The organism is Pseudomonas silensiensis (assembly GCF_050434865.1).
Classification (GTDB): domain Bacteria; phylum Pseudomonadota; class Gammaproteobacteria; order Pseudomonadales; family Pseudomonadaceae; genus Aquipseudomonas; species Aquipseudomonas fluorescens_W.
This window is the reverse complement of record NZ_JBNDJH010000028.1, coordinates 12,185-38,283: the sequence shown is the minus strand read 5'-3', so window position 1 is coordinate 38,283 and position 26,099 is coordinate 12,185. Positions and strand designations below refer to the sequence as shown.

The 26,099-nt window shown below is 58.9% G+C and carries 27 protein-coding genes and 3 pseudogenes; 9 read left to right on the top strand and 21 right to left on the bottom strand.

Going from position 1 to position 26,099, the window contains the following annotated elements; translation table 11 throughout:
• Positions 1–4: 4 nt before the first annotated feature.
• From QF010_RS29085 to QF010_RS29075, 3 genes are all read right to left on the bottom strand, one after another.
• On the bottom strand, positions 5–1,282 hold the full coding sequence (locus QF010_RS29085; RefSeq protein WP_429534461.1) for an RNA polymerase sigma factor: 1,278 nt from the start codon (positions 1,280–1,282) through the stop codon (positions 5–7).
• A complete protein-coding gene (locus QF010_RS29080; RefSeq protein ID WP_008151161.1) occupies positions 1,282–1,632 on the bottom strand; it encodes a YciI family protein in 351 nt (116 codons plus the stop codon). Before QF010_RS29080 ends, QF010_RS29085 begins: the two co-directional genes overlap by 1 nt.
• 80 nt (positions 1,633–1,712) lie before the next feature.
• The gene (locus tag QF010_RS29075) at positions 1,713–2,138 is read right to left on the bottom strand and encodes a YybH family protein (RefSeq protein ID WP_429534460.1); all 426 of its coding nucleotides are present in this window, start codon (positions 2,136–2,138) and stop codon (positions 1,713–1,715) included.
• Between the two features lie 141 nt (positions 2,139–2,279).
• On the opposite strand from QF010_RS29075, the gene QF010_RS29070 reads away from it, so the two are divergent.
• Positions 2,280–2,765: a GNAT family N-acetyltransferase gene (locus QF010_RS29070; protein ID WP_033056781.1), complete on the top strand. Its 486-nt coding sequence runs from the start codon at positions 2,280–2,282 to the stop codon at positions 2,763–2,765.
• A gap of 97 nt (positions 2,766–2,862) precedes the next feature.
• Here the strand turns inward: QF010_RS29070 and QF010_RS29065 are convergent, their stop codons facing one another.
• From QF010_RS29065 to QF010_RS29055, 3 genes are all read right to left on the bottom strand, one after another.
• On the bottom strand, positions 2,863–3,351 hold the full coding sequence (locus QF010_RS29065; protein ID WP_033056783.1) for a GNAT family N-acetyltransferase: 489 nt from the start codon (positions 3,349–3,351) through the stop codon (positions 2,863–2,865).
• A gap of 97 nt (positions 3,352–3,448) precedes the next feature.
• A complete protein-coding gene (locus QF010_RS29060; protein WP_033056784.1) occupies positions 3,449–3,934 on the bottom strand; it encodes a GyrI-like domain-containing protein in 486 nt (161 codons plus the stop codon).
• Between the two features lie 67 nt (positions 3,935–4,001).
• Positions 4,002–4,664, bottom strand: coding sequence for a LysE family translocator (locus QF010_RS29055; protein ID WP_429534459.1), 663 nt, complete (start codon positions 4,662–4,664; stop codon positions 4,002–4,004).
• A gap of 139 nt (positions 4,665–4,803) precedes the next feature.
• Here QF010_RS29055 and alaC point away from each other — a divergent pair, with 139 nt between their 5' ends.
• The gene (gene alaC, locus QF010_RS29050; RefSeq protein WP_033056786.1) at positions 4,804–6,021 is read left to right on the top strand and encodes an alanine transaminase; all 1,218 of its coding nucleotides are present in this window, start codon (positions 4,804–4,806) and stop codon (positions 6,019–6,021) included.
• Positions 6,022–6,200: 179 nt separating this feature from the next.
• On the opposite strand, the gene QF010_RS29045 is transcribed toward alaC, so the two are convergent.
• Positions 6,201–7,553, bottom strand: coding sequence for a GntP family permease (locus QF010_RS29045; RefSeq protein ID WP_033056787.1), 1,353 nt, complete (start codon positions 7,551–7,553; stop codon positions 6,201–6,203).
• 82 nt (positions 7,554–7,635) lie between these two features.
• Positions 7,636–8,169 carry a gluconokinase gene (locus QF010_RS29040; RefSeq protein WP_033056788.1) on the bottom strand — a complete coding sequence of 178 codons (534 nt, stop codon included), beginning with the start codon at positions 8,167–8,169 and terminating at the stop codon, positions 7,636–7,638.
• 215 nt (positions 8,170–8,384) lie between these two features.
• Between QF010_RS29040 and gntR the strand changes: the two genes are divergently transcribed.
• On the top strand, positions 8,385–9,416 hold the full coding sequence (gene gntR / locus QF010_RS29035; protein ID WP_429510886.1) for an HTH-type transcriptional regulator GntR: 1,032 nt from the start codon (positions 8,385–8,387) through the stop codon (positions 9,414–9,416).
• A gap of 45 nt (positions 9,417–9,461) precedes the next feature.
• Here the strand turns inward: gntR and QF010_RS29030 are convergent, their stop codons facing one another.
• Positions 9,462–10,076 (bottom strand): DUF998 domain-containing protein, encoded by a 615-nt coding sequence (locus tag QF010_RS29030; protein ID WP_429534487.1) that lies wholly within the window; start codon positions 10,074–10,076, stop codon positions 9,462–9,464.
• Positions 10,077–10,193: 117 nt separating this feature from the next.
• Between QF010_RS29030 and QF010_RS29025 the strand changes: the two are divergent.
• The 3 genes and pseudogenes from QF010_RS29025 to QF010_RS29015 form a co-directional block, all read left to right on the top strand.
• A pseudogene (locus QF010_RS29025) lies at positions 10,194–10,416 on the top strand (chlorhexidine efflux transporter); the annotation flags it as partial.
• 56 nt (positions 10,417–10,472) lie between these two features.
• Positions 10,473–11,105: a glutathione S-transferase family protein gene (locus QF010_RS29020; RefSeq protein ID WP_033056791.1), complete on the top strand. Its 633-nt coding sequence runs from the start codon at positions 10,473–10,475 to the stop codon at positions 11,103–11,105.
• A 40-nt stretch (positions 11,106–11,145) separates the two neighbouring features.
• Positions 11,146–11,886 (top strand): NAD-dependent epimerase/dehydratase family protein, encoded by a 741-nt coding sequence (locus tag QF010_RS29015; protein ID WP_429534458.1) that lies wholly within the window; start codon positions 11,146–11,148, stop codon positions 11,884–11,886.
• Positions 11,887–12,004: 118 nt separating this feature from the next.
• Here QF010_RS29015 and QF010_RS29010 read toward each other — a convergent pair.
• The 3 genes and pseudogenes from QF010_RS29010 to QF010_RS29000 form a co-directional block, all read right to left on the bottom strand.
• A pseudogene (locus QF010_RS29010) lies at positions 12,005–12,430 on the bottom strand (methyl-accepting chemotaxis protein); the annotation flags it as partial.
• A 117-nt stretch (positions 12,431–12,547) separates the two neighbouring features.
• Positions 12,548–13,219 (bottom strand): annotated as a pseudogene (locus tag QF010_RS29005) (PAS domain-containing protein); the annotation flags it as partial.
• 519 nt (positions 13,220–13,738) lie between these two features.
• Complete coding sequence (locus QF010_RS29000; RefSeq protein WP_429534457.1) at positions 13,739–14,611, bottom strand: LysR family transcriptional regulator; 873 nt, start codon at positions 14,609–14,611, stop codon at positions 13,739–13,741.
• Positions 14,612–14,710: 99 nt separating this feature from the next.
• On the opposite strand from QF010_RS29000, the gene gstA reads away from it, so the two are divergent.
• Positions 14,711–15,313: a glutathione transferase GstA gene (gene gstA, locus QF010_RS28995; RefSeq protein ID WP_429534456.1), complete on the top strand. Its 603-nt coding sequence runs from the start codon at positions 14,711–14,713 to the stop codon at positions 15,311–15,313.
• A 31-nt stretch (positions 15,314–15,344) separates the two neighbouring features.
• Here the strand turns inward: gstA and QF010_RS28990 are convergent, their stop codons facing one another.
• The 4 genes from QF010_RS28990 to QF010_RS28975 form a co-directional block, all read right to left on the bottom strand.
• A complete protein-coding gene (locus tag QF010_RS28990; protein WP_429534455.1) occupies positions 15,345–16,358 on the bottom strand; it encodes an ABC transporter substrate-binding protein in 1,014 nt (337 codons plus the stop codon).
• Positions 16,355–16,897, bottom strand: a complete 543-nt coding sequence (locus QF010_RS28985) for a sigma-70 family RNA polymerase sigma factor (protein WP_429534454.1) — start codon at positions 16,895–16,897, stop codon at positions 16,355–16,357. The genes QF010_RS28990 and QF010_RS28985 overlap by 4 nt, the downstream gene beginning before the upstream one ends.
• A gap of 221 nt (positions 16,898–17,118) precedes the next feature.
• Entirely contained in the window at positions 17,119–17,910 is a 792-nt protein-coding gene (locus QF010_RS28980; protein WP_429534453.1) for a phosphate/phosphite/phosphonate ABC transporter substrate-binding protein, read from the bottom strand.
• 8 nt (positions 17,911–17,918) lie between these two features.
• Entirely contained in the window at positions 17,919–18,860 is a 942-nt protein-coding gene (locus QF010_RS28975) for a fatty acid desaturase (protein WP_429534452.1), read from the bottom strand.
• 336 nt (positions 18,861–19,196) lie between these two features.
• Here QF010_RS28975 and QF010_RS28970 point away from each other — a divergent pair, with 336 nt between their 5' ends.
• Positions 19,197–19,613, top strand: coding sequence for a GNAT family N-acetyltransferase (locus QF010_RS28970; protein WP_033056801.1), 417 nt, complete (start codon positions 19,197–19,199; stop codon positions 19,611–19,613).
• A gap of 12 nt (positions 19,614–19,625) precedes the next feature.
• Here QF010_RS28970 and def read toward each other — a convergent pair whose 3' ends face one another.
• The 3 genes from def to QF010_RS28955 form a co-directional block, all read right to left on the bottom strand.
• Positions 19,626–20,165: a peptide deformylase gene (gene def, locus QF010_RS28965; protein WP_033056803.1), complete on the bottom strand. Its 540-nt coding sequence runs from the start codon at positions 20,163–20,165 to the stop codon at positions 19,626–19,628.
• Positions 20,162–21,121 (bottom strand): YihY/virulence factor BrkB family protein, encoded by a 960-nt coding sequence (locus tag QF010_RS28960; protein ID WP_429534451.1) that lies wholly within the window; start codon positions 21,119–21,121, stop codon positions 20,162–20,164. Before QF010_RS28960 ends, def begins: the two co-directional genes overlap by 4 nt.
• A 170-nt stretch (positions 21,122–21,291) precedes the next feature.
• Positions 21,292–21,483 carry a CsbD family protein gene (locus tag QF010_RS28955; RefSeq protein ID WP_033056805.1) on the bottom strand — a complete coding sequence of 64 codons (192 nt, stop codon included), beginning with the start codon at positions 21,481–21,483 and terminating at the stop codon, positions 21,292–21,294.
• A 198-nt stretch (positions 21,484–21,681) separates the two neighbouring features.
• On the opposite strand from QF010_RS28955, the gene QF010_RS28950 reads away from it, so the two are divergent.
• Positions 21,682–22,059, top strand: coding sequence for a hypothetical protein (locus QF010_RS28950; RefSeq protein WP_033056806.1), 378 nt, complete (start codon positions 21,682–21,684; stop codon positions 22,057–22,059).
• 205 nt (positions 22,060–22,264) lie between these two features.
• On the opposite strand, the gene fadD1 is transcribed toward QF010_RS28950, so the two are convergent.
• Complete coding sequence (gene fadD1 / locus QF010_RS28945) at positions 22,265–23,965, bottom strand: long-chain-fatty-acid--CoA ligase FadD1 (protein WP_429534450.1); 1,701 nt, start codon at positions 23,963–23,965, stop codon at positions 22,265–22,267.
• Positions 23,966–24,312: 347 nt separating this feature from the next.
• Positions 24,313–26,001 carry a long-chain-fatty-acid--CoA ligase FadD2 gene (gene fadD2, locus QF010_RS28940; RefSeq protein WP_429534449.1) on the bottom strand — a complete coding sequence of 563 codons (1,689 nt, stop codon included), beginning with the start codon at positions 25,999–26,001 and terminating at the stop codon, positions 24,313–24,315.
• Positions 26,002–26,099: the final 98 nt, after the last annotated feature.

Below are 26,099 nucleotides of genomic sequence, written 5' to 3'. Positions count from 1 at the left end.
TCGGTCAGTCCCCTCTACCCCCTGGGGAGAGGGTTAGGGTGAGGGGTCGATCTAACTCCCGCAACCGGGCCTCAATAAACCGCCGCTCCGGAACTTGCTGCGTCAACTCCGACGCCCGCTCATAAGCCGCCCGCGCCTCATCAATCCTTCCCAGCTGCCGACAAAACTCCGCCCGCGCCGCGTGCGCCAAGTGGTAATCCAGCAAATCACCCCGCGCCAGAATCCCTTCAACCAACGTCAGCCCCGCCAACGGCCCATCCCGTTTGGAGATCGCCGCCGCACGGTTCAGTTCGATCACTGGCGAAGGCGCCGCCCGCAACAGCACGTCATACAGACCCACAATCTCCCGCCAGTCCGTTTCCGCCGCCGTGGGCGCTTCGGCATGCGACGCCGCTATCGCTGCTTGCAGGCAATAAGGACCGAATTGCCGAGTCGTCAGCGCCCGCTCCACCAGTGCGCAACCTTCTTCGATCATCGAAGCGTCCCACAACGAACGGTCTTGCTCATCCAGCACGATCAACTCCCCGCTCGCCGACGTCCGGGCCGGGCGTCGGGACTCATGCAACAGCATCAGCGCCAGCAGCCCCATCACCTCGGGTTCGGGCAACAGTTCCATCAACAGGCGACCGAGCCGAATCGCCTCGCGGGTCAAATCCTCACGGGTCAGTTCCGCGCCCATGGACGCGGAATAGCCTTCGTTGAACACCAGGTAAATCACCCGCAGCACGCTGTCCAGGCGCTCGGGCAATTCCGCCAGGGTTGGCACTTGATAAGGAATTTTCGCGTCACGGATTTTTGCTTTAGCCCGCACGATGCGCTGGGCGATGGTCGCTGGCGCCGACAGGAAGGCCCGGGCGATTTCTTCCGTGGTCAGGTCGCAGACTTCCCGCAGCGTCAACGGCACCTGGGCGTCCGCCGCGAGTGCCGGGTGACAACAGGTGAAAATCAGGCGCAGGCGATCGTCTTCCACGTCTTCGTCACTCCAGTCGGCCTGCTCCAGCGCCTCCAGTTGATCGATCAACATCGGTTGCGACGCGATGAAGCGTGCACGTCGACGCAACACATCGATGGCCTTGAAGCGCCCCGTGGACACGAGCCAGGTACGCGGATTGTCCGGCACACCGTCACGCTGCCAGCGCTCGACGGCGACGAAAAACGCCTCGTGCAAGGCTTCTTCGGCGAGGTCAAAATCGCCGAGCAAACGGATCAGGGTCGCCAGAATCCGCCGTGAGTCCTCGCGGTAAACCTGCTCAACCTGCGCCCGTACCGACTCGGCCGACATCAGGCGCCGGGATTCAACTGACGAACGGGACGCACCTCGACACAGCCGACCCGGGCCGCCGGAATATTGCCGGCAACCTGGATGGCTTCATTCAGGTCCTTGGCATCGATCAGGTAGAAGCCGGCCAATTGCTCCTTGGTTTCGGCGAACGGGCCGTCGGTGATCGACATCTTCCCGTTGCGCATACGCACGGTCGTCGCGGTCTGCACCGACTCCAGCGCCTCGGCGGCGACCATTCGACCGCTGCCCTGAATCGCCTCGGCGTAGGCCATGCATTCCGCGTCATTCGGGCTTTCGGGCAGCGAGTGCAACTCGTGCTCGTTGCTGTAGACCAGGCATAAATACTTCATGGGGCTCTCCTGAATCGAACGGATCAACTATGGCTGCTGATTGACGCTTTCGCGACATTCCCGACGAATCGGCCTGACGCTCAGGGTTCCAGGTTGAACAGTGCCGTGCCGCTCATCATGTCGAACGGGACCGACCAGTGTTCGTGGACGATGCGCCAGTGCCCATCGTCGCGCCGATAGCAGGCAGTCACGCGCATCCAGCAGGCCTGGGTTTCGCCCTTCTCGTTGGTGCCACCGCAATGGGCCAGCCAATGGGCGAAGGCGATGTGCTCGTCCGCGACGATGTTCATATGATCGAAGTCGAACGTGTGCGCGCCCTGGCACATTTCCATGCATTCCTGCCAATGCGCGCGGTAGGCGGCCTTGCCCCGAAATTGCAGGGCTTTGACCGCGTCATAGGAGACGATGTCCTCGGCATACAGGGACATGAGTTTCTCGACATCCTTGGCGATGACCGCCTGACGATAGGTGTCGATCAGGGCCTGGATTTCGTGGGTAGCGTTCATGGTGGTTCTCCGTGGTTTTTGTTGTGAAGACACCCTTAGTCGTCTGGCGAAAAGCCAAATCGACAGTCAAATAAAAAATAATCCATGGACGCAAACTCGTTAGAATTCGAAACACATTTATGTTGGAAAAAGGACACTCCAGTGACAGCCCGACTCGTGCCTTACGACAGCCTGAACGCGCTCCAGCGCCAGCAGGTCGAGGCCATTGAAGTTCATAAAGAACAAATCAGGTTCTCCGGCGACATCCACGGTGCGTTGCACACCTTGCTGTCCAAACCCGGCCCCGGCGTCAAAGGATTCGCGCTACTGGTTGAGGATATTCCCGTAGCCTTTCTGCTGCTCAAACGCCCGCCCGTATTGCCAGCGTGGGCCGATGAACACAGCGCCACCCTTCACGCACTGCAAGTCGATCATCGGGCTCAGGGCAAAGGCTATGGCAAGGCCTGTCTGCAAGCCCTGCCCGAGGTGGCGCGTCAGGCGTTTCCGGAAATAAAGGGGCTGGAGTTGTCGGTGGATGCGGATAACGCATCGGCCATCGCGCTTTACGCAAAATTCGGCTGGGTCGACAGCGGCGAAGCCTACAGGGGGCGGATCGGTTACGAACGGCGCATGGGTCTGATTTTCTGAGGTGGCTATGCTCAACAGCAGCGCCGGCTCGGGTGCGCGACAGCCTCTACTGACACAACGCTCCCACAGGTGTTCTGCGGTGCTCGAGAGATTGTGGTTACAACTCCAACACCATCTCATGCCACGCCATCCCGCCATGGTCAGACGCTGAAGGCTTGACGTAGGCAAACCCGAACCCGGCATACAGCGGAATGTGCCGCTCCTTGCACATCAGATGGATGCTGGTCTTGCCCAACACCCGCATCCGCTCGATGAATTCGCCCATCAACCGTTTCGCCAGCCCCTGCCCCTGATAATCCGGGTGCACCACCACCGACATGATCACCACGTGCGGGCCAGCCGGGTCGTGGCCGATCAGTTCCTTGAACGCCTCGTCCGACATTTCTACCTGAAACGCCGCACCGGAATTGATGAAACCGGCTACAACGCCATCGACTTCGGCCACGATGAAACCTTCGGGCCAGGTGGCAATGCGCGTGGCGATTTTTTCGCGGGTGGCGGCTTCGTCGCCTTCATAGGCAACGGTCTCGATGGCGTAGCAGCGGTCCAGATCAGCAGGTGTGACGTGGCGGATGACGGTGTTCATGGCAGCTCGAAATCAGCGAGGGAATGGCTGGGGATCATAAATCAGCGCCACCACGACATCGAGAGGCGAATCACCGATCCGCCTCCCGATGCAGTCATTACGGTTTGAGTGGCAGCCAGATTTCCAGCACGCCGGTGTTGAGCTTCGGGTTGAAGTCTTCGCTGTAGCGTTCGAATTCCGGCGCGTCCGCCGCTTGATAACCGGACTGCGGCAGCCAGGTTTTCCAGATGTATTGGAAGGTCTGGGGCAACTGATCGAGAGAGCCCTTGTGCTCGAACACCGCGTAATGCTGAGGTTGAACCTCAACCCAGCGGTACTTTTCGGGCAGGTCGTCGAGCTTGCTGATTTCAACGCCAGCAATGTATTCGAAGCCGCCCTTGCCATCCGGATTGCAGCAGATGCCGTAGGTCACTTCGCTTTTTTGACCGGGAATTTTGCCAATCTCGGGAATGAATTTCTCCCAGAGATCGGGAATGCCTTTAGTGGTGTCTGCAGTAAATCGTCCGCCAAGCCCTGCAATGAGCAGGAAGTGCCCGTGCTCGAAACGTGGCTTGGCGGTTTCGACGCCTGTTTGCTCATCCATGACTCAACTCCTGGAACAAAAAAGTGGGTTCGGCTGGGAGTATAGAAGCCAAACCCGATTCGCCCAATTACAGTGCGTGCAACTGCTCGATGGCACCTGCGCCGACGAACTCGTTATACCCTGATAGGATCACGTAGACCGCGAAATAGCAGAAGATCGCCGCCGATGCCATATAGGAGTAGCGCAACAGTTTGTCCCCCAGCAACTTGCCGCCGTGACTCGCCGCGAAGCACAAAGCCACGCACCAGAGCAGCCCGGCACAGAGAAACCCGCCAAGAAACAGCGCCGAGCTGAGGGCGCCACCGCCGCCGGAACGAGCGATCAATGTGCCGCCCACCGCCGCGAACCAGAGAATGGCGCTGGGTGACGACATGGCGAGGAAGATCCCGCGGAAAAACTCGCGTCGATGGGAGTTCTGCCCCACGTCTTCGGCCTGCGCCAGTACCGCCTCATGGTGAATCGCCGAATAGATCATCTTCGCCGCGAAGTACAGCAGCAGCGCCGAACCGCCGATCCACAGCACCCAGCGCACCGTTTCGTATTGCAGCAAAACGGTCATCCCGGCCAAGGCCAGCACGGCGTAGATCAGGTCGCCGACGCACGTCCCCAAACCCAATGCAAAGCCTTGAAAATAGCCGCGCTGCATCGCCAGCGTGATCATCGCGATGTTGGCCACGCCGATGTCCAGGCACAGCGAAAGGCTCAGCAAGAAGCCACTGGTAAATTCCATCAACCGATTTCCTTCGGACAAATTTGTTTACATAGTCGCTGGACAGTTTGCCACATCAGCCCTTACATTCCGCCACAGGTCACCGCAGTGACCAGCGTCGCTCGGACGGTTCCGGGCGCTCACGTTATCCGAGGCAACAATGGCTAACCCAGGTTCGCCGCGCCGCTTTGCGCGCATAGATCGACTCCCCCCTTACGTATTCAACATCACTGCCGAGCTGAAGATGGCCGCCCGTCGTCGTGGCGAAGACATCATCGACTTCAGCATGGGCAACCCCGATGGCCCTACTCCGCCCCACATCGTCGAAAAACTGGTGACCGTCGCCCAGCGCGAAGACACCCATGGTTATTCGACGTCCAAGGGCATTCCGCGTCTGCGCCGGGCGATTTCCAATTGGTACAAGGATCGCTACGAGGTCGACATCGACCCGGAAAGCGAAGCCATCGTCACCATCGGTTCCAAGGAAGGCCTGGCGCATTTGATGCTGGCCACCCTCGACCAGGGCGACACCGTTCTGGTGCCGAACCCGAGCTACCCGATTCACATCTACGGCGCGGTGATTGCCGGCGCCCAGGTGCGTTCGGTGCCGTTGATTCCGGGCGTGGACTTCTTCGCCGAACTGGAAAGCGCCATTCGCGGCTCGATTCCGAAACCGAAAATGATGATCCTCGGCTTCCCGTCGAATCCCACTGCTCAATGCGTGGAGCTGGACTTCTTCGAGCGGGTGATCGCCCTCGCCAAGCAGTACGACGTTTTGGTGGTGCACGACCTGGCTTACGCCGACATCGTCTACGACGGCTGGAAAGCCCCGTCGATCATGCAAGTGCCAGGCGCCAAGGATATTGCGGTGGAGTTTTTCACCCTGTCCAAGAGCTACAACATGGCGGGCTGGCGCATCGGCTTCATGGTCGGTAATGCCGAGTTGGTCAATGCCCTGGCGCGGATCAAGAGCTACCACGACTACGGCACGTTTACCCCGCTGCAAGTCGCGGCGATTGCGGCGCTGGAAGGTGATCAGCAGTGCGTCAAAGACATCGCCGAGCAGTATCGTCAGCGTCGCAACGTGCTGGTCAAAGGCCTGCATGAACTGGGCTGGATGGTCGAGAATCCGAAAGCGTCGATGTATGTCTGGGCGAAGATTCCCGAGGCTTATGCGCACTTGGGCTCGCTGGAGTTCGCCAAGAAACTGCTGGCCGAGGCCAAGGTTTGCGTCTCGCCGGGCGTAGGGTTTGGTGAGTATGGGGATGATCACGTGCGCTTTGCGCTGATCGAAAACCAGGACCGGATTCGTCAGGCCGTACGCGGGATTCGCGGGATGTTCCGGGCGGATGGGTTGGTACCGAAAACTAACGGTTAACACATAACCCGTAGGAGCGAGCCTGCTCGCGATGAGGCCATCACCTCCAATTGAGGTGTGAACTGGCGCCACCGCTATCGCGAGCAGGCTCACTCCTACAATGGTGATGTGTTGAGTCATGAATTCATCACCCACAAAAAAACCGCATCGCTGCGGTTTTTTTGTGTTTGGCGTTTGTGTCAGACGAACAGCGACAACAGCAGGATGAAGCCCAGGCCCACCACGGACAGGATGGTTTCCATCGCGGTCCAGGTCTTGAAGGTTTCCGCCACGGTCATGTTGAAGTACTGCTTCACCAGCCAGAAACCCGCGTCATTGACGTGCGACAGGATCAACGAACCAGCACCGGTCGCCAGTACCAGCAGCTCACGGTTCACACCTGGAATCATCCCCACCACCGGCACCACGATGCCCGCACCAGTAATGGTCGCCACGGTTGCCGAACCGGTGGCGATACGGATCACCGCTGCTACCAGCCAGGCCAGCAGGATCGGCGAGATCTGTGCGTTCACCGCCATGTGGCCGATCACGTCACCCACGCCGCTGGTCACCAGCATCTGCTTGAAGCCACCACCGGCACCGATGATCAGAATGATCGCGGCAGTCGGCGCAAGGCTCGCGTCGAGCAACTTGAGGATCTTGTTCGAGCCCATGCCCTGACGGTGGCCGAAGGTGTACAGCGACAGCAGCAACGCCAGCAGCAGCGCCGAAATCGGGTGACCGATCAGGTCCATGAAGGTGCGGAAGAAGTTGCCGTCCGGCAGCACCACGTCAGCAAAGGTCTTGAGCAACATCAGGAACACCGGCAACAGCACGGTGATCAGGGTGATGCTGAAGCTCGGCAGTTCAGCCGCGTCTGGCTCGCGCGCCAATTGATCGACCAGTTCCTGGTTAGGATGACCCGGAATGTACTTGGCGATGAACGTGCCGTAGATCGGGCCGGCGATGATGGCCGTCGGCAGCGCAACGATCAGGCCGTAGAGAATGGTTTTACCGATGTCGGCACCGAACACGCCGATGGCCAGCAACGGGCCCGGGTGCGGCGGAACCAGACCGTGCACCGCGGACAGACCGGCCAGCAGCGGGATACCGATCTTGATGATCGACACGCCGGTACGCCGGGCCACGATGAACACCAGCGGGATCAACAGCACGAAGCCGATTTCGAAGAACAGCGGAATGCCGACCAGGAACGCGGCAAACATCATCGCCCATTGCACCTTGTCCTTGCCGAACGCGCGAATCAGGGTTTGGGCAATCTGATCCGCCCCGCCCGACTCGGCCATCATTTTGCCGAGCATGGTGCCCAGCGCGAGGATGATCCCGACGAACCCGAGCACCCCACCGAAGCCGTCCTGGAACGCCTTGATGATGGTGCCGATCGGCATGCCGGAGGTCAGCCCGAGAAAAGCGGCGGCGATGATCAGGGCAATGAACGGGTGAAGCTTGAACTTGGTGATCAGGACGATAAGCCCGATCACCGTGACCACTGCATCGAGCAGCAGGAACGTCTCGTGGGACATGCCAAACATTAGGGGTGTCTCCTGGTTGTTGTTGTTATTAAAGCGGGTAATTCGCAAGCCAACAGGACAGCGCTATCTCTTCTGGCAAAACTCATACGGCGTGTTTCAGGCCATGAGCCTGCCACCAGTCATGAGCTTGCTTCGCTAATTGGTCGACGCTGTGAGTCGAAGCGTCCAGAGCCAGGGTCAGGGGCTCACCAACGGGTGATTCAAGGGTGGCGAACTGGCTGTCGATCAAGGTTGACGGCATGAAGTGGCCCGGCCGATGGGAGACACGATCAGCGGCGACTTCAGGGGTCAGTTCAAGGAACACGAAGCCCAGGCCCGGCAAGGCGCTGCGCAGACGTTCACGGTAAATGTGTTTGAGGGCCGAGCAGGTCAGCACCGGGCGTTCGCCCTTGGCGTCGATGCGGCGCAATTCATCGCACAGGCTGTCGAGCCAGCCGGCACGGTCGTCGTCGTTCAGGGGGATCCCCGCGCTCATCTTTTCGATATTGGCGGCAGGGTGGAAAGTGTCGCCTTCAATGGCGGTCGCGCCGCTGAGTTGGCACAAGGCCTCGCTGACGCAAGTCTTGCCGCAACCGGCAACGCCCATGATGACCAGGGCGGTGATGGGATGATTCATGTAACACCTCAGCGCGCAGACAGCGCTACCTTTGCCGGTTATGACACTAGAACAAAGGTAGAAGTTGCCGACGCCTTCTTGTCATTTTTGTGGGTTGCAGCATGTTCGTTCCCGACGCCGAAAAGCGGGGATCAGGCAAACCCCGCTCACGCATTTGCAGCTGCGTCGAGACAGCGCTACCTTAGTGCCTCGAATTTTGTTTGGCAAGCCGTCCGATGATCTCCCCTAAAAACGATAAAAATACGCGCACCACTGGCCGCCCCACTTTGAACGAAGTCGCACGCCTGGCCGGTGTCAGCCCGATCACCGCCTCTCGCGCCCTGCGCGGAGTCAGCACGGTGGCCACCGAACTGGTGGAAAAAGTCCAGAAAGCCGCCCTCGACCTTAACTACGTGGTCAACCCCGCCGCCCGCGCGTTAGCCTCGGCCCAGAGCCATTCGGTGGTGGTTTTGGTGCCGTCGCTGTCCAACTTATTGTTCATCGACACGCTAGAAGCCATTCATCAGGTTTTGCGACCAAAGGGCTTCGAAGTGCTGATCGGCAACTTCCATTACTCACGTGATGAAGAAGAAAACCTGCTGCGCAACTACATGGCGTATCAGCCTCGCGGTTTACTGCTGACCGGTTTCGACCGCACCGAAAGTTCGCGACGGATGATCGAAGCCAGCAACATTCCCTGCGTGTACATGATGGAACTGGACAGCGCCGCCGGCCTGAATTGCGTGGGTTTTTCGCAACTCGCTGCCGGCGAGACAGCGGCCGGGCATTTGCTGTCACGCGGTCGTAAGCGTCTGGCCTACATCGGCGCGCAACTCGATCAACGCACGTTGCTGCGCGGCGAAGGTTTCCGCAAAGCCCTGCAAAAGGCCGGTTTGTATGACCCGGATCTGGAAGTGCTGACACCTCGCTCTTCGTCGGTCGGTCTCGGTGGTGAACTGTTCCTGCAACTGCTCGCCAGTCATCCCGATGTCGATGCGATCTTCTTCGGCAACGACGACCTGGCCCAGGGCGCACTGCTCGAAGCCCTGCGCTGCGGGATCAAGATTCCCGAACAAGTGGCGATCCTCGGCTTCAACGACCTGCCGGCCTCGGCCCACATGGTGCCGCGCCTGAGCAGCATCAGCACCCCGCGAGAAGCCATCGGCCGGCGCGCGGCGGAGCAGATGTTGACGTTGATGGCTGGCAACACGGTCGCCAAACCGGTGCAGGACATGGGGTTTGAGTTGAAGGTGCGCGAGAGTACCTGACACGGCACCTTGATCGTTCCCACGCAGAGTGGGAACGATCGGTTACTAAGCGCGTCGGCTTATCAGCACCCCGGCAAACACGCCCACCCAAAGGATTGACACCCCATAGTTGATCCGCTGATACAAACCGAACCCCTGCCCCGCCTCAACGGCCTGTCCCATCAATGGCAGCACCGACAACGCCCCAAGCGTGCACACCAGGGAAAACCAGGCGAACCACTTTAAGCCCAATACTCGCGACGCCAGATAGATCCATAGCGCGTTGGCGATCAGCAGCGTCAGAAACATCGCCAGACCCGAAAGGTTATGCAACTTCTGACTGTCGGAGGGATTCGCCAGGGCACAGCCGATATCGCAGGAAAAATACCCGGTGCCGAAACTGGCAACACCGTGCAGCACAATCAGCACGGCGCTCAGTCGAGCGAGTTTCGAGGTATGGAAAGTCGCGAACGCGGCCAGACCGAAGACGATAAACAACACACCCAACGGGAAGTTGTTGATCTGTGGCGACAGGACATGAGTCGGTGCCCCGATGGCACCCAGCTCACTCATCGCCTGATTGAGATGGCTATATCCGGGATACAAGCTGCCGGCAATCACTACACCGACCAGCAACCAGATCGGCGCCAACAAACCTGCCACATAGCCCCACTTGAGCATTCCCTTGTTCACTCGCCGTCACTCCCTTGATAGCCCTGTCCGAACCAGACAAGTGGCCAGCAACTTAGTGACTCTTCGAACAAAAGTCACCCCTGTCCGAGCATCAACGCTCCTCGCCCATTGGCCGTGATCATCACCACCATCGCGGTGACCTGGAATTACATCTACACCACGCTGTTCGAGCGCTGGTTAAGTCGCCAGCCTTCGCGAACCCGCACCGTTAAACGGCGCATCGCCCATGCCGTGGGTTTTCAACTAACCTTGATAGTGTTCCTCATCCAACTGGTTATGTGATCGCACGTTTGGTTTGCCAACTTCGGCGCTGCCGGATCCGGTTTGAATACGCTGAATGTCTGTTAGATTCCTGAAGCGTCGAATCGCTAACGGAGTAGCTCAATGGAACATGCACTGAAGATTCTGGGTAAAGCCTCGTCCATCAACGTCAGAAAAGTCCTGTGGACCTGTGAGGAACTGGGTGTTGCCTACGAACGTGAAGACTGGGGCGGCGGTTATGCGTCGACCCACACGCCGGAGTTTCTCAGGCTCAACCCCAACGCACTGGTGCCCGTGATCATCGATGAGGCCGGCGTGCTGTGGGAGTCCAACACCATCTGCCGCTATCTGGCCGGTAAACACCACAACACCGATCTGCTACCCCACGAACCGGCGGCCCGCGCTCGGGTGGAACAGTGGATGGATTGGCAAGCGACTGAACTCAATGCCTCCTGGAGCTATGCGTTCACGGCATTGGTACGCAAAGATCCGGAGTTCCAGGACGCGCATCACATTGCCGCCGGTGTACACGGCTGGAATCAGAAAATGGGCATCCTCGAGCATCAGCTCGCGGCCACCAAAGCGTATGTCGCCGGGCCTCACTTCACGCTGGCGGACATCGTCATCGGGCTGTCGATCAACCGCTGGCTGATGACACCGATGGAACGCCCCGACTACCCGGCCATCGACGAGTATTTCCAACGGTTGGCACAACGCCCGGGATTCCTGAAACATGGCTGCAACGGCCTGCCATAACGCCAAACCCGCAACGCTCCTACCCTGAAAAGAGAGACTCATGAACGGACTCAACGTACTGCTGACCGGTGCCTGCGGCAGAATCGGCAAAACTTTTTTCGAAGCCTCAAAAGACCGCTACACCTTCGTCCTGACGGATCGCATCGAGCCCGACTTTGTGGTCGATGCGCCTCACCGTTTCGTCAGCCTGGACCTGTCCAGCCCCGCGGCCATGGTCGAAGTATTGAAAGGGATCGACGTCATCGTGCACCTGGCCGGCATTCCTCACGCCACTGCCACTTTCAATGAGCTGCTGCCCAATAACATTCTTGCCACCACTTACCTGTTCGAAGCTGCGGTAACGGCTGGCTGCAAACGACTGGTGTTCGCCAGCAGTGCGCAAACCATCGAAGGCTATCCGGTGGACCGGCAGATCACCCCGGGCATGCAGGTCATGCCGGCCAATCTGTATGGCGTCAGCAAGTGTTACGGCGAAGCGTTGTGTGCGTTCTATGCTGCCAAACGCAACCTCTCGACTATCGCGATACGGATCGGCGCTTTCGAATTCCCGGACCGTCATGAACTGACCAATGCCCGAGACCTGAGCGCCTGGCTGAGCCCGCGCGATGCGGTACAGTTGCTGCAACGTTCGGTGGAGGTCGAAGGCGTGCAACACCTGATCGCCCACGGCATTTCCAACAACCGCTTCAAGCGTCTGGACCTCAGCGAAACCATGCGGGTGTTGGGTTACCGGCCGGTGGATGATGCGTTTCAGACGTTCGATATCCCGATTGCGCCATAAACCCTCCGATCAGGCCGCCTTCGCCTCGGCGACGTTTCTCGGGTTGTTCCTTGGCGCGAGCGAACCTGCAATCAATAAAAAAGGGTCCCTTCGAAGGACCCTTTTCAATGTGCCGCTATCAACTTATCTGCAAGGTCGAATTGAATTGACTGATCGCATCCACCACATGCCGCGACCCTTGTTGAATCTCCAGAATCACGGCTCCCGCCTCATTCGCCAGTTCCACCCCAAGCCCGGTTCGACCCAAACTGGACTGCATGCTCGACACCGCACTCAATGACAAATCGTGGTTCTTGCGCACCACTTCAACGATCTCCACCGTTGCCTGGCTCGTTCGTGCCGCAAGGCTGCGAACTTCATCGGCGACTACCGCGAACCCGCGCCCGTGTTCCCCGGCCCGGGCCGCTTCGATCGCGGCGTTGAGCGCCAACAGGTTGGTCTGATCGGCAATTCCACGAATGGTCTGAACGATGGTGCCGATGATGTCGGACTGTTTGCTGACGGCATCAATGCTCAGCGCCGCTTCGTTCAAGTTTTTGGAAATGTCCTGGATGATCTGCACCGTTTGCTGCACCACCTCAGAACCCTTCTGCGCACAGGCGTCGTTTTGAACCGAGGTGCTGTGGGCCGACTCTGCGGCGGTTTGCAGGGTGGTCACTTGATCGGTGATGTCGCTGGCGAACTTGACCACTTTGTACAACCGCCCCTTGGTGTCGAACAGCGGGTTGTAGGAAGCCTCCAGGAAAACCGTATGACCGTGTTTATCTTTGCGCTCGAAACGGCGCGATTGATATTCGCCGCGATTGAGCGAGGCCCAGAACGCTTTGTAGGCCTGAGATTCAGCTTCAGCACGATGACAAAACAGGCTGTGGTGCTGGCCAACCACTTCGTTGAGCGAGTAATGCATCGTCTTCAAGAAGTTGTCGTTGGCCGTGATGACTTTGCCATCCGGGGTGAATTCGATCACGGCCATGGAACGACTGATCGCCGCGAGCACGCTCTCGTTTTCGTGTTCCTTGTAGGTCCTGGCTGAGATGTCAGTGGCGACTTTGATCACACTCCGGACCTGACGATCGGCGCCGAACACCGGCATATAGCTGGCTTCGAGCCAGATCTCCTTGCCGCTCCTGTCCAAGCGTAAAAAGGTCCCGCTCACCGGTTCGCCGCGGGCCAGGTCACGCCACAACTTGGCGTAGGCTTCGCTTCGATAAAACGCTTCTTCGCAAAATATCCGATGATGTTTTCCGCGCACTTCTTCGGCGCTGTAACCCATGACACTGCAAAAGTTGTCGTTGGCATCGAGCACGATCCCTTCGGGGGTGAACTCAATCATCGCCATCGAGCGGCTGACCGCGGCCAACTTCGCGTTAGCCTCGGTCAGCGCGCAATTGAATCGTTCGATTTCCAGCAAGTCAGACTTGTGACGTCGGTTAAACATAGTCATATCACCTTCAGCGCGGTCTTTTGTTTGATGAAAGTTCTTTGGTCTTTCAACAGCTCCAGCACTACGTTCCAAGGAACAGGCACACGCATCCCTCCACAGGAAGGACTGGGTCAGGTGATCAATGATGTTTAATCGGAGAGTCCATATTGCAACGCTCTTATCAAGACATCCTTCTCTTGATAGCCCGGAATCGGGCCAGCCCTAACGTTCTGATAAGACATTCCATTGACCGGACAGCTCCATGTTGTTCAGCGTCGGCGCCTTGGGTTGCGCGCACTTCTAACGTGTATGACGGCCTTCACATGGCAGACATAGTTAGTTACGAGTCAGCATAGACAGGCGAGGAAGGTACGCAAGGCCACTAGTCGGCCAGTATCGAGGACAAAATCGGTTCAGCATCGGTATGCGTCATTTCTCAGCGAGCATGCCCATTAACGCCTGCACTGCTGCCGAAGGTGGCTTATTCGCAGCGGCCACCAATGCAAACTCTCGATCGATGCGCGGTTTGACCGGCACCACACGCAGCCCCTGAAGTTGGCCCGGCAGTGTCATCTCCGGCACCAGCGTCACGCCGATGTTTTCCCGCACCAGAGTGAACGCACTGCTCCATTCACGGACCTCGACCCGCACATCAAGCAGTTGCAGCCCGGCATCCTCTGCCAGGCTGCGAGCGTTGGTCGAACAACCGCCTGTGGCCAGTACAAAAGGTTGTTCCGCCAACTCCGCCAGGGAGACGCCTTCTTCATTCGAACGGCGAGCCAAGGGATGGCCTCCGGGCACCACCGCCATCCAGGCATCACGTCCCAGTCGACCGGCATTGCGCTCCGGTGCCGGGTTCAACACCACGCCGACATCCACCAACCCGGCGTCGAGCAGCGTTTCCACTTCATCGTCGCTGACCTCCAGCGCGACCACCTGAATGCCGGGATAAAGCCGGTTGAACTGACGCAGCAGCGGCGGCAGGAAAGTCGCCAACACCATGGGGAAACTGGCCAGGCGAATCGTCCCGCGCTGAATGTCTTTGGTGGAATCGACAGTACTGCGAATGGTTTCCAGAGCACCAAGCATGGTTCTCGCGTGTTCGATCACAGACAGGCCGATTGCCGTCGGCAAAGTCTGGCGATTCTCTCGACTGAACAGTTGAACGCCCAGGGTTTCTTCAATCAACGCCAAGGCCTGGCTGGCACCGGACTGCGTCATGCCGACCCGCTCGGCAGCCCGCGTAATGTTGCCCGTGTCAGCCACGGCCACCACCATTCGCCAGTGCATCAGATTCATCATGGCAGTAGCTTTCCTTATGGCGGCTTTCTGAAAGATTAATTTTACCGAGGGTGCCGCGCACTATGACACTGGCGCAAATCCCCAACCAGAGCCCTGTCGATGAAGTTGTATTACGCCCCACACGCCTGCTCGCTGGCGCCACATATCGTGCTGCGCGAACTCGATCTGCCATATGAGTTGATCCGCGTCGACAACACCACCAAGCGAACCGCCAACGGCGACGACTTTCTCGCCATCAACCCAAAGGGCTACGTCGCGGCACTGCAATTGGATAATGGCCAAGTACTGACCGAAGGTCCGGCGATCCTGCAATACCTGGCTGACCTGCGCCCCGAAGCGAACCTGGCCCCCGTGAGCGGGACGTTCGAGCGGGTGCGGTTGCAGGAGTGGCTGAATTTCATCTCGACCGAGATTCATGGCGGGCTGGGTTGGCTGTTCAGTTCGCAGTTCCCGGATGAGGTCAAAGTGCTGATCAAGGAGAAACTGTTCAAGCGGTTTGCGGTGTTATGTCAGTCGCTGGAGCGCCAGGATTATTTGATGGCTGACGGGTTCAGCATTGCCGATGCGTATTTGTTTACGGTGTTGCGCTGGGCGCACCTGTTTGCCATCGATTTGAATGAGTGGCCGGCGTTGGCGCAGTTTCAGGCGCGGGTTGATCAGCGGCCCGCCGTGAAGGCTGCATTGGCCGCTGAGTCGGAGTAAGGCTTTAGATCCCTTCGAGAGCGCCACCGAACTACAAACTTGCACTCACTTTGGTGGCCACTTCACCGGGCACCCAGCCCTTCCACACCTGCGGCTGATCACGCAAAAACGTTTCGGCCACCTGACGCGGTTGCAGGCGCTTTTCGCTCATCTGGCCGAGCGTCTGGTTCAGCAGATCGATCGGCAGATCGACCTTTTCGAAGAACGCCACCAGGTCCGGGTACTGCGCCTTGAATGGCGCGGACACGCCGATCGCCAGGCTTGCCGGCATCGACCGCGTGCCTTTCGGATTCGGGTTGTTGGCGTCGGCCAGAGTTTTCCAGGCGTCGGCATCGAAAGCCGGCTCGTCGAGTTTCACCAGTTTGAACCGCCCCAACAGCGGCGTCGGCGACCAATAGTAGAACAGCACCGGTTTGCCACGACGGATCGACGAAGCCACCTCGGCATCCAGTGCAGCGCCAGAACCCGTGCGGAAGTTGACGAAGCTGCCGGTCAGGTCATAGGCCTTGAGCTTCTGACTGTTGACGATCTCCGAGGTCCAGCCGGTCGGGCTGTTGAGGAAGCGTCCTCGGCTCGGGTCTTCCGGGTCGCGGAACACATCTTTGTAACGTGCCAGATCAGCGACGGATTTCAACTCCGGGGCCAAGGGTTTGATGCCGCGTTCGGGGTCGCCCTTGATCACGTATTCCGGCACCCACCAGCCTTCGGTGGCGCCTTTGACTGTGTCACCCAGCCCAAACACTTTGCCTTCCGAGGCGGCTTTGACCCACGCCGGACTGCGCCCGGCCCACTCTTCACCGATCACTTGAATATCGTTTTTGGCCAGAGCCGCTTCGAGGCTGACGGTGCTGCCCGGCAGGGTATCGGTCGGGTAGCCGTAACCTTTCTCGACGATCAATCGCAGGATTTCGGTGATGAGGCTGCCGCTTTCCCAAGTGATGTCGCCGAAGTGGATCGGCGCGGTTTTCTCCGCGGCCGGTACATGGATTGCCACAAGGCTCAGGGCCAGCAGCGAACTGCCGAGCAGGGTTTTGATCGATCTCATGCGGACCTCTGGGTCAGGGAGTTCAAGGATTGGTTGGCACTGTGTCGGGCGCACAGGGCTTGGGTACGCGTCATGTAAACGCTGACCGAACGCTGGGAAATGCCCAGTTCGGCAGCGATTTGCGGGTAGGTCAGACCGTCGATTCGCGACAACAGGAACGTTGCCCGCACCTTGCCCGGCAAGCGCTCAAGCGTACGGTCGAGGCCATGCAACGCCTGGGTCAGTTGCACCCGTTCTTCTGGTGAGATCGCTTGCTGCTGATCGAGGTGTTGCCACTGATCGAGGTGTTGGCGCTCCAGATCACGGCGGCGCCAGAGCTGATAGATCAATCGCTGGGCAATGGTGGTGAGCAAGGCGCGAGGCTCGCGGATCGGGGTCAGCCCCGGCGATTCGAGCAGTTGTAGAAAGGTTTCGGCTGCGATGTCTTCGACGCTGGAACTGGCGCCCAGATGCCGGCGCAACCGTGCGCATAGCCAGGGGTAATGCGCGCGGAACAAGCCGCCCACGTCGTTGCGATGGGAAAGGTCGGTGCCGGACATAGAGGCTCCAAAGGTTAGGGGTCGCTGAATGTCCGGTGATCCGGTGACGCGATCCTAGCAAGGAGCCTTATTCATTAATAATACTTAAAAAGCATTTTTATATTCTATTTTGGAATTATTCATCAAAAGATCGCAGCCTCGTTTCACTCGACAGCTGCTACAGATGCACACCGACTTTCTGTAGCAGCTGTCGAGTGAAACGAGGCTGCGATCTTCCCCCCCTACCGCAATCGCCCATACCCCAACGCCTCAGCCTCCTGCTGATAGTCGAGCACAATCCGATAGTCGCTTTCGCCGGCCGGCAATACCTCTCGCAGACCGAGTGTTTCACTGACGTCGGGCAACTCCTGCAATGTCGTGTTCATCACCTGCCGCAGCTCCTCGGCCTGTTCATCGGTGACGGTCGCGGCGGTGATGAACGGCAAGGTCGGACTGAACGCACTTCGCGCAATGACCCGCAGGCCGGCCACTTCTTCTTCGGCGTGCCGCGCCAGATAGGCGAAGGTGACGCTGTCGATGGCCGCCAGGTCCGCCCTCTCTTCACGCAACCAGCGCAGGCTTTCGCGGTGGCTGCCGCTGATACCGACACTGGCGAAGAACTGCCCGTCTCGATGCAGCGGCGCCAGTCGGTGGCGCAACAGGTTCATGCCGCTGTTGGAGTCGTCGCCATTGATCACCCCACGGCTGTCGCGAAAGGCCGGCAGGCTGCGCCGTGGATCATCGGCGCGACTCAGCAACAGGCTGCAATGGTTGCCGCCGTTGGCGTCCGGCAGTTCATAGCGAGGACGACCGATGACCCGAACACGACCGCGCAACGCGGTCATCAGCGGATAGCCACAGGTTTGGGTCAGCAACAAGTGTGGGGACAACCAGAGGTCCATCAGCGAAAGGCCTTCGGCGTTGCGGCGGGTGGCGCCCAGTCCCTCGAGCATTCGCGTCAGCCAGCGCTCATTGGCCTCGCGGATCGTCTCGGGGGCGACGTACATCAAAAGTTCTGCGTAGGCTGAAGTCATTGGATTTCTCAACTGAACGGATGCCGAGGGCTGTCGATGGCCTTCACCCCGTGCCGGCGCCACAACTGGCCATAACCCTGCACCAGAAACTCGCCGCTGCGCGCCAGCCATTGCTCGCGACGCGCGCGGTAGGCGCGGGGCAAGTCGTACCAGGGCAACCCTGGCAAGTCGTGATGCACCAAATGCAGATTGAGGTTGAGGAACAGCCAGCGCCACGGCCAGGCGGCTTCATTGATGACCGTCCTTTGCTCGGGCTCGGCGTGGGGACGGTGTTCATAGTAGGAGCGAATCATTGCAATCGACAGCGCCGGCACGCTGATCAGCAACAGGTAATGCCACACCGGCAGCACGCTGTAGCGGGCGATAAACAGCAACATCAGCAGGGTCAGCGTGCCATGGCTCAACCACATCAACCAGGCCTGCCGCTCACCTGCTTTCAGACGTTGCAGTTCTTCCCGGGCCAGCGCCAGCAAGGCCAGCGGTGCACCGAGGGCGAAGCGGCCGAGCACGGTTTTGTTCAGCCAGTGCAGACTCTGTTCGAACAGTGAACTGCCCTGCCACTGCTCGGCGCTCAGGTAACGGCTTTCCGGATCACGACCCGGAAGGGTCAGGTCTTCGTCGCGGTGATGCAGCAAATGGCTGTCGCGATACAGGGTGTAGGGATACCAGACGGCGAACGGCGCGTAGCCGAGGACCTTATTCAGCGATGTCCAGCGGGTGGGGTGACCGTGCAGCAATTCGTGCTGCACCGATAACCAGAGCACCACCAGTGGAATCAACAACACCGTGCTCCACCAGAGCCCCAGCCGATGGCTTCCCAAAACAATGCTGAACCAACCAGCGTACACGCCGACCAGCAACAGCCAGGTCGGCCACTCGGTACGAGCGGTCAGGCGTTGGCGCAGGGTGTCGATTTCTTCACGGTGGGCGGTATCGAAGTAATGGGGCATGGCGTTGCTCAGATCGGGGACCAGTCCCCTTCTGTGCAATGGCGCAGGGTTTTCTTGCAGATTATTTGGTTATTGCGTTAGAAGCAGCAGGAGCCCGAGGGCCGGGCTCCCTTGTCGCGGGATCAATGACCGAACACATCCACCTTCTTGGCCTTCTTGTCCGCACGCTTTTCATCGGCGGTTTTCGCCGGTTTCTTCTTTGCCGCTTTTTTTGAATCCATGCCTTTGGCCATGATACGTACTCCACTCATACGGGATGTGAGATCAGGTATACACCTATCGCTGCGCGCGCGTTCTTTTATAATCGCCCGCTTTGCGCACCGACAGTCGAAGACCATGCCCAACACCCAGTACACCTTGCTCGCCGAGCCTTTATGGCCCTTGATGAACAAGTTTTATCGCGCTCACCAATCGTCGATGAAAGCCGTCCGCGACGCTCAACTCTGGGTGGCCAGGCGCGAGGAGATCATTGGCGCACTGTGTTTGCGACCGGTGGCGGACGGGCATTGGCTGACGGGTTTGTTTGTCGATCCGGCCTGCCGTGAACAGGGCATCGCGGCGGCGCTGATCGCCGAGGCGCTGAAGGAGCTTGAAGGCCCGGTGTGGCTGTTTTGTCATCCGGACTTGCGCGGGTTTTATGAACGTCGCGGTTTTACCTTCGACCCGCCACTGCCCTACTCCATGGCGGAACGCTTGAGCCGTTACGCGCGGAGCAAACCGATGATCGCCATGGGGCTGGAAGCCTCTGGATGACTCAGAAAGGCGTCAGTCGTCTGCAGCAGGATCGAGATCCGGGAACATCACGTCGGTAAACCCGAACTTGCTGAAGTCACTGATGCGCGACGGGTATAAGCGGCCGATCAGGTGATCGCATTCATGCTGCACCACGCGCGCGTGGAAGCCTGAAGCTATGCGCACGATCGGATTGCCCTTGGGATCGAAACCTTCGTACCGGATGTGCTGATAGCGATCCACTGCACCGCGCAGGCCGGGCACCGACAGGCAGCCTTCGAAACCCTCTTCCAGCGTCGGGCTCAACGGTGTGATCAGCGGGTTGATCAGAATCGTCTGCGGCACCGCTTCGGCGTCTGGATAGCGTTCGCTGTGCTCGAAACCGAAGATCACCAGTTGCAGGTCGACGCCGATCTGCGGCGCAGCCAGGCCAACGCCACCGACGCTTTCCATGGTCTGGAACATGTCGTCGATCAGTTGCCACAGCTCCGGGCTGTCGAACATTTCGGCCGGTACCGGCGGGGCGATGCGCAGCAGGCGCTCGTCGCCCATTTTCAGGATTTCACGGATCATTTGATGACTTCGTCAGTGGTCGGCTTGATCGAGTGGTCCCGACCCAGTCCCGACACGTGTTGTTTGGGTTCTTCGTGGGCGAGTTCGCCGGGGACTTTTTCGCCATCATTCTTGCCCTCGGACGACATGTGCTCAATCACGGCATTCATCTCCGCGCCGAGCAACAGCACCGCAGCGGAAATGTAGAAGTACAGCAACAGCACGATGATCGCGCCGATACTGCCATACATGGCGTTGTAGTTGGCGAACATCTTGACGTACAGACCGAAACCCAGCGACGCGATGATCCACACCACCACCGCCAGCACCGAGCCTGGGGTGATGAAGCGAAACTCCTGTTTGACGTCGGGCATGACGTAATAAATCAGCGCCACCGCCATCATCAACAGAATCACGACCACCGGCCAGCGCACGATGGTCCAGAGCGTCACGATAAAGTCTTCGAGGCCGACTTGCGAGGCGATCCAGGCCATCACCTGCGGCCCGAGCACCATCAGCGCGGCGGCGATCAACAGCATGCCGGCGATGCCGACGGTGTAGATAATCGACAGCGGAAAGCGCTTCCACGCCGGACGGCCTTCAACCACGTCGTAGGCGGCGTTCATCGCGCTCATCATCAACCGTACACCCGCGGATGCGGTCCACAGGGCAATCACGATACCGACCGACAGCAAGCCACCCTTGGATTGCTGGAGCTGGTCGATGACCGGGTTCACCTGTTCCAGCGCCTGGGGCGGCAGGACCAGTTCCGATTGCAGGCGCAGCCAGGAGAAGAAGTCAGGGAGGTGCAGGAAACCGATCAGGGCGATCAGGAACAGAATGAAGGGAAACAGCGAGAACAGCATTTGATAGGCCAACGCCGAGGCATAGGTCGACATCTCGTCGTCGACGAACTCGGTGACCGTGCGCACCATGACACGGTGCAGGCGCAGACCTTTCATGTGTGGGAAAAACATTAGCGTCTCCGTTCGCCGCAAAAAGGTTGAAGTCGTGGCGACTCAGGGGCCGTTTTCTACATCAAAGTAGCCTACTTGGCGAGTTTGAAACAATTTCCTTATGCAAGTTCAGACTGACACAAAAACGGCCATCCGCGGATGGCCGTTACTGTTGCTCATCAAAGGCCGGATCACGCCTTGTCGATGCCTTTTTTGAGAGCATCCTTGGCTTTGCCGACCGCTTGCTGGACTTCGCCTTTCTTTTCCTGCACGACGCCTTCGGCGCGCATTTTGTCGTTACCGGTAGCCTTGCCGACGCCTTGCTTGACGTTGCCGACGGCTTCGTTGGCCATGCCTTTTACTTTATCGCCAGTGCTGCTCATGGTGTTTCTCCTGTGAACCATTCAACGGGAAAGTCGTTACACAAGGTTGACCGGAGGCGTTTGCGCGGAGTTTCATTTATTTTCACGGCGACATTTCATCGTTCAGTGCAGGTTGGGCTTTATGTTTGCCGACCAACCCCCGAGAATGCGCAACGTATTCAGGCCATGGCACTGAAGATCCAATCCCGTAGGAATGTTATGAAACTCGATAAAAAGCAGGCCATTGCCCGCAGAAACCAGGAACTTGGCGGTGCTGTGCTTGGCGTCAACAACTGCCATTTCACCGAATTGAACCGCAACCGTAATATCTGGTGGTTCGATATTCCGGTCGCACGCCTGGCCATTGGTCAGTACGAGTGGGTTCACCTGCTGATGCACACCCCGGATACCGACGAACTGCTGCACCTGAAAGTGCCGACAGTATTCCTGCGCGAGAAGCTCGAAGGCCTGGTGGTGCGCAACGAAGGTAAACGCAAAGCGGCCTTGAGCCTGGAACTGAGCGCCGACAAGGACTCGTACCTCCAGGACATGCGCCCGGCGGGTACCAACGTCAATTTCGCGCAGTTCCGCCTGTAACTTCACCCATCCCCTGTGGCGAGGGAGCTTGTCGGATCGCCGCACCGTCCCGCTCGACTGCGAAGCAGTCGCAAACCCGGCGTACGCGGTGCATCTGACGAAACGGGGTTACAGGTTTCAGGGTTGCTTCGCAACCCAGCGGGAGCAAGCTCCCTCGCCACAAGAGCACCAACAAAAAGCCCCGCATCTGCGGGGCTTTTTTTTGTTACGCGCTGACCTTCTTGACGCCGAGCTTCTTCAGCTCTTCGTCGCGCAACTCGCGGCGCAGGATCTTGCCGACGTTGGTGGTCGGCAGCGCGTCGCGGAACTCCACGGAGCGCGGAACCTTGTAGCCCGTGACGTTGGCGCGCATGTGCTCCATCACCTGTTCCTTGGTCAGGGTCACGCCCGGTTTGGCGACGATGAAGATCTTGATCGCCTCGCCCGACTTCTCGTCCGGTACGCCGATGGCTGCGCATTGCAGCACGCCCGGCAGGGTCGCGAGCACGTCTTCCAGTTCGTTCGGGTACACGTTGAAACCGGAGACCAGGATCATGTCTTTCTTGCGATCGACGATGCGCATGTAACCGTCAGGCTGGATCAGCGCGATGTCACCGGTCTTCAACCAGCCTTCGCTGTCGAGGATTTCATCGGTGGCGTCCTGACGCTGCCAGTAGCCCTTCATCACTTGCGGACCTTTCACACACAGCTCGCCGATGTCGCCTAACGGCTGTTCAACGCCAGCATCGTCGATGACTTTGCACAGGGTCGACGGCACCGGAATGCCGATGGTGCCGATCTGGATGTTCTGAATCGGGTTGACGGTGGCCACCGGGCTGGTTTCGGTCATGCCGTAACCTTCGCAGATGGCGCAACCGGTGACCGCTTTCCAGCGCTCGGCCGCAGCCAGTTGCAGGGCCATGCCACCGGACAGGGTGACTTTCAGCGCCGAGAAGTCCAGCTTGCGGAAGCCTTCGTTGTTGCACAGCGCCACGAACAGCGTGTTGAGGCCGACGAAACCGCTGAATTTCCACTTCGACAGTTCCTTGACCATCGCCGTCAAATCGCGCGGGTTGCTGATCAGGATGTTGTGGTTGCCGATCAGCATCATCGCCATGCAATGAAAGGTGAAGGCATAGATGTGGTACAGCGGCAGCGGCGTGATCAGGATCTCGCAACCTTCATTGAGGTTGGAACCCATCAGCGCCTTGCACTGCAGCATGTTGGCCACCAGGTTGCGGTGGGTCAGCATCGCGCCCTTGGCCACGCCGGTGGTGCCGCCGGTGTATTGCAGCACGGCAACGTCGCTGCTGGCCGGGTTGGCTTCAACCACTGGCTGGCCGTGGCCCTTGTTCAGCACATCGTTGAACTTGATGGCCTTGGGCAAGTGATACGCCGGGACCATCTTCTTCACGTACTTGATGACGCTGTTGACCAGCAGGCGCTTGAGCGGCGGCAGCAGGTCGGCCACTTCGGTGACGATCACGTGCTTGACGCCGGTTTTCGGCACGACGAGCTGGGCCAGGTGCGCCATGTTGGCCAGGCAGACCAGGGCTTTGGCACCGGAGTCGTTGAATTGGTGTTCCATTTCCCGCGCGGTGTACAGCGGGTTGGTGTTGACCACGATCAGCCCGGCGCGGATGGCACCGAAGACGGCGACCGGGTACTGCAACACGTTGGGTAACTGCACGGCGATTCGATCGCCCGGCTTCAAGTCGGTATGCTGTTGCAGGTACGCGGCAAAGGCACCGGACAATTCGTACAGTTCACCGTAGGTGATTGTCTTGCCCAGGTTGCTGAACGCCGGATTGTCGGCAAAGCGTTGGCAGGACTGCTTCAACACCGCCTGAATATTCGGATACTCGTCCGGATTGATGTCGGCAGCAATCCCGGCAGGGTACTTATCCTTCCAAAAGTCTTCGATCATGGAAGCCCACTCCTCAGCAACGCGAATTCATCACCGCATTTGATGCGATTATTATTGGTGTATGTTTTTTATTGGTGTCTGTGTGTTGGTGAGTCTGGCTTTATATATAGGCCGAGAAGTCACAAAGCGCGCCGAGAGTAGCAGCTTTGCCAGAGGCCGACTAGAGCCAAAAACAGCCTCTACAGTCACATTTGTGACTCAAGACCAATCAATGGTCTCTTTTAGAGCAAAAATTCTATACAGGCTAAAAGCCCTCTAGAACAGGGCTTACAGCCAATCTCAGAAGACAAAAAAAGGGGCGTCCGTATTTGGCCGCCCCTTTTTGATGCTGCGTCGCTAACAATTCATTACGCGATATCACGCAGCTCCCGCCGCAAGATCTTGCCCACCGGCGTCATCGGCAACGACTCACGCAAGACGATGTGCTTGGGCACTTTGTACGCCGTGAAGTTTTCCTTGCAGTAGGCTTTCAGCTCTTCAAGGCTGACACCCGTTTCACGGGCCACCACAAACAGCTTCACCGCCTCCCCCGAACGCTCGTCCGGCACGCCGATCACCGCACAGTTGGCGACTTTCGGGTGAGCCATCACCACGTCTTCAATTTCGTTCGGGTACACGTTGAAGCCCGAGACGATAATCATGTCTTTCTTGCGATCGACGATGCGCACAAAACCGTCCGGGTCGATCACCGCGATGTCACCGGACTTGAACCAGCCTTCGGCATCCAGCACTTCGGCGGTGGCTTCGGGTTTCTGCCAGTAGCCCTTCATGATCTGCGGACCCTTGATGCACAGTTCGCCGCGCTCGCCCAGCGCCTGCTCGACGCCTTCATCGTTGATGACCTTCAGCGTGGTGCCCGGCACCGGCAGGCCGACTGTGCCGAGGCGCGACTTGTCGCCGTACGGGTTGGTGCAGGCCACCGGCGAGGTTTCGGTCAGGCCGTAACCTTCGGTGATGCGGCAACCGGTGAGCTGTTCCCAGCGCTCGGCCGTGGCCTTGACCAGCGCGGTGCCGCCGGAGTTGGTGAGTTTGAGGCTGGAGAAATCCAGAGTCTTGAAATCCGGGTGGTCCATCAGCGCGACGAACAGGGTGTTGAGCCCCAGCAGCGCCGAGAACCGCCAGTTCTTCAGTTCCTTGATGAAGCCCTTGATGTCTCGCGGATTGGTGATCAGCACGTTGTGGTTGCCCGACACCATCATGCACATGCAATTCGCGGTGAACGCATAGATGTGGTACAGCGGCAGCGGCGCGACCATGACCTCTTGCCCTTCGCGCAACAGCGGCTGGCCGTCATTGCCGAATTGCTCCAGGCATGCCCGCACTTGCTGCATGTTGGCCACCAGGTTGCCGTGGGTCAGCATCGCGCCCTTCGCCAGCCCGGTGGTGCCGCCGGTGTATTGCAGCACAGCGATGTCGTCGAGCGTGACCTTCAGCGGCTTGATGCCCAGGCCCCGGCCCAGGCGCAGCGCGCTCTTGAAGGAAATGGCCTGCGGCAAGGAGTACGCCGGGACCATCTTCTTGACCTTACTCACCATCGTATTGACCAGCCAGCCCTTGGCGCCGGGCATCAGGTCGCCCATCTTCGCTTCGATCAGGTACTGGATGTCGGTGTCAGGCAGCACTTCCTGGACTTTGGCCCCGAACATGTTCAGGTAGACCAGCGCCCGGGCACCGGAGTCCTTGAACTGATGACGCATCTCCCGCGCGGTGTACAACGGGTTGGTGTTGACCACGATCAGCCCGGCGCGCAAGGCACCGAACACGGCAATCGGGTAATGCAGGACGTTGGGCATCTGCACCGCAATGCGATCCCCCGGCACCAGGTCGGTGTGGGCTTGCAGGTAACCGGCGAACGCTGCGCTGTAGCGTTCCAGTTCGGCGTAGGTCAGGGTTACGCCCATGTTGCTGAATGCCGGGCGGTCAGCAAATTTCTTGCAGGAACGCTCGAACACCTCGATCACCGACTTATAGGCCCCTTGATCGATGTCCAGGGGCACGCCGGCCGGGCGTTTGTCATTCCAGAAATCAGGTTGCATTGTTCTTGTCCTCTTTACCTGAACCTATCCGGGGCCGCTTTTCTGTCCTTTTTCAAAACAAAGAGCGAAAAAGCGGGTTGCACGGACACTAGCAGCTA

Excerpts from the sequence above, each read along its gene's own strand:
- QF010_RS29085 (WP_429534461.1), bottom strand. The coding sequence starts at position 1,282 with ATGTCGGCCGAGTCGGTACGGGCGCAGGTTGAGCAGGTTTACCGCGAG.
- QF010_RS29080 (WP_008151161.1), bottom strand. The coding sequence starts at position 1,632 with ATGAAGTATTTATGCCTGGTCTACAGCAACGAGCACGAGTTGCACTCG.
- QF010_RS29075 (WP_429534460.1), bottom strand. The coding sequence starts at position 2,138 with ATGAACGCTACCCACGAAATCCAGGCCCTGATCGACACCTATCGTCAG.
- QF010_RS29065 (WP_033056783.1), bottom strand. The coding sequence starts at position 3,351 with ATGAACACCGTCATCCGCCACGTCACACCTGCTGATCTGGACCGCTGC.
- QF010_RS29060 (WP_033056784.1), bottom strand. The coding sequence starts at position 3,934 with ATGGATGAGCAAACAGGCGTCGAAACCGCCAAGCCACGTTTCGAGCAC.
- QF010_RS29055 (WP_429534459.1), bottom strand. The coding sequence starts at position 4,664 with ATGGAATTTACCAGTGGCTTCTTGCTGAGCCTTTCGCTGTGCCTGGAC.
- alaC (WP_033056786.1), top strand. The coding sequence starts at position 4,804 with ATGGCTAACCCAGGTTCGCCGCGCCGCTTTGCGCGCATAGATCGACTC.
- QF010_RS29045 (WP_033056787.1), bottom strand. The coding sequence starts at position 7,553 with ATGTTTGGCATGTCCCACGAGACGTTCCTGCTGCTCGATGCAGTGGTC.
- QF010_RS29040 (WP_033056788.1), bottom strand. The coding sequence starts at position 8,169 with ATGAATCATCCCATCACCGCCCTGGTCATCATGGGCGTTGCCGGTTGC.
- gntR (WP_429510886.1), top strand. The coding sequence starts at position 8,385 with ATGATCTCCCCTAAAAACGATAAAAATACGCGCACCACTGGCCGCCCC.
- QF010_RS29030 (WP_429534487.1), bottom strand. The coding sequence starts at position 10,076 with ATGCTCAAGTGGGGCTATGTGGCAGGTTTGTTGGCGCCGATCTGGTTG.
- QF010_RS29020 (WP_033056791.1), top strand. The coding sequence starts at position 10,473 with ATGGAACATGCACTGAAGATTCTGGGTAAAGCCTCGTCCATCAACGTC.
- QF010_RS29015 (WP_429534458.1), top strand. The coding sequence starts at position 11,146 with ATGAACGGACTCAACGTACTGCTGACCGGTGCCTGCGGCAGAATCGGC.
- QF010_RS29000 (WP_429534457.1), bottom strand. The coding sequence starts at position 14,611 with ATGATGAATCTGATGCACTGGCGAATGGTGGTGGCCGTGGCTGACACG.
- gstA (WP_429534456.1), top strand. The coding sequence starts at position 14,711 with ATGAAGTTGTATTACGCCCCACACGCCTGCTCGCTGGCGCCACATATC.
- QF010_RS28990 (WP_429534455.1), bottom strand. The coding sequence starts at position 16,358 with ATGAGATCGATCAAAACCCTGCTCGGCAGTTCGCTGCTGGCCCTGAGC.
- QF010_RS28985 (WP_429534454.1), bottom strand. The coding sequence starts at position 16,897 with ATGTCCGGCACCGACCTTTCCCATCGCAACGACGTGGGCGGCTTGTTC.
- QF010_RS28980 (WP_429534453.1), bottom strand. The coding sequence starts at position 17,910 with ATGACTTCAGCCTACGCAGAACTTTTGATGTACGTCGCCCCCGAGACG.
- QF010_RS28975 (WP_429534452.1), bottom strand. The coding sequence starts at position 18,860 with ATGCCCCATTACTTCGATACCGCCCACCGTGAAGAAATCGACACCCTG.
- QF010_RS28970 (WP_033056801.1), top strand. The coding sequence starts at position 19,197 with ATGCCCAACACCCAGTACACCTTGCTCGCCGAGCCTTTATGGCCCTTG.
- def (WP_033056803.1), bottom strand. The coding sequence starts at position 20,165 with ATGATCCGTGAAATCCTGAAAATGGGCGACGAGCGCCTGCTGCGCATC.
- QF010_RS28960 (WP_429534451.1), bottom strand. The coding sequence starts at position 21,121 with ATGTTTTTCCCACACATGAAAGGTCTGCGCCTGCACCGTGTCATGGTG.
- QF010_RS28955 (WP_033056805.1), bottom strand. The coding sequence starts at position 21,483 with ATGAGCAGCACTGGCGATAAAGTAAAAGGCATGGCCAACGAAGCCGTC.
- QF010_RS28950 (WP_033056806.1), top strand. The coding sequence starts at position 21,682 with ATGAAACTCGATAAAAAGCAGGCCATTGCCCGCAGAAACCAGGAACTT.
- fadD1 (WP_429534450.1), bottom strand. The coding sequence starts at position 23,965 with ATGATCGAAGACTTTTGGAAGGATAAGTACCCTGCCGGGATTGCTGCC.
- fadD2 (WP_429534449.1), bottom strand. The coding sequence starts at position 26,001 with ATGCAACCTGATTTCTGGAATGACAAACGCCCGGCCGGCGTGCCCCTG.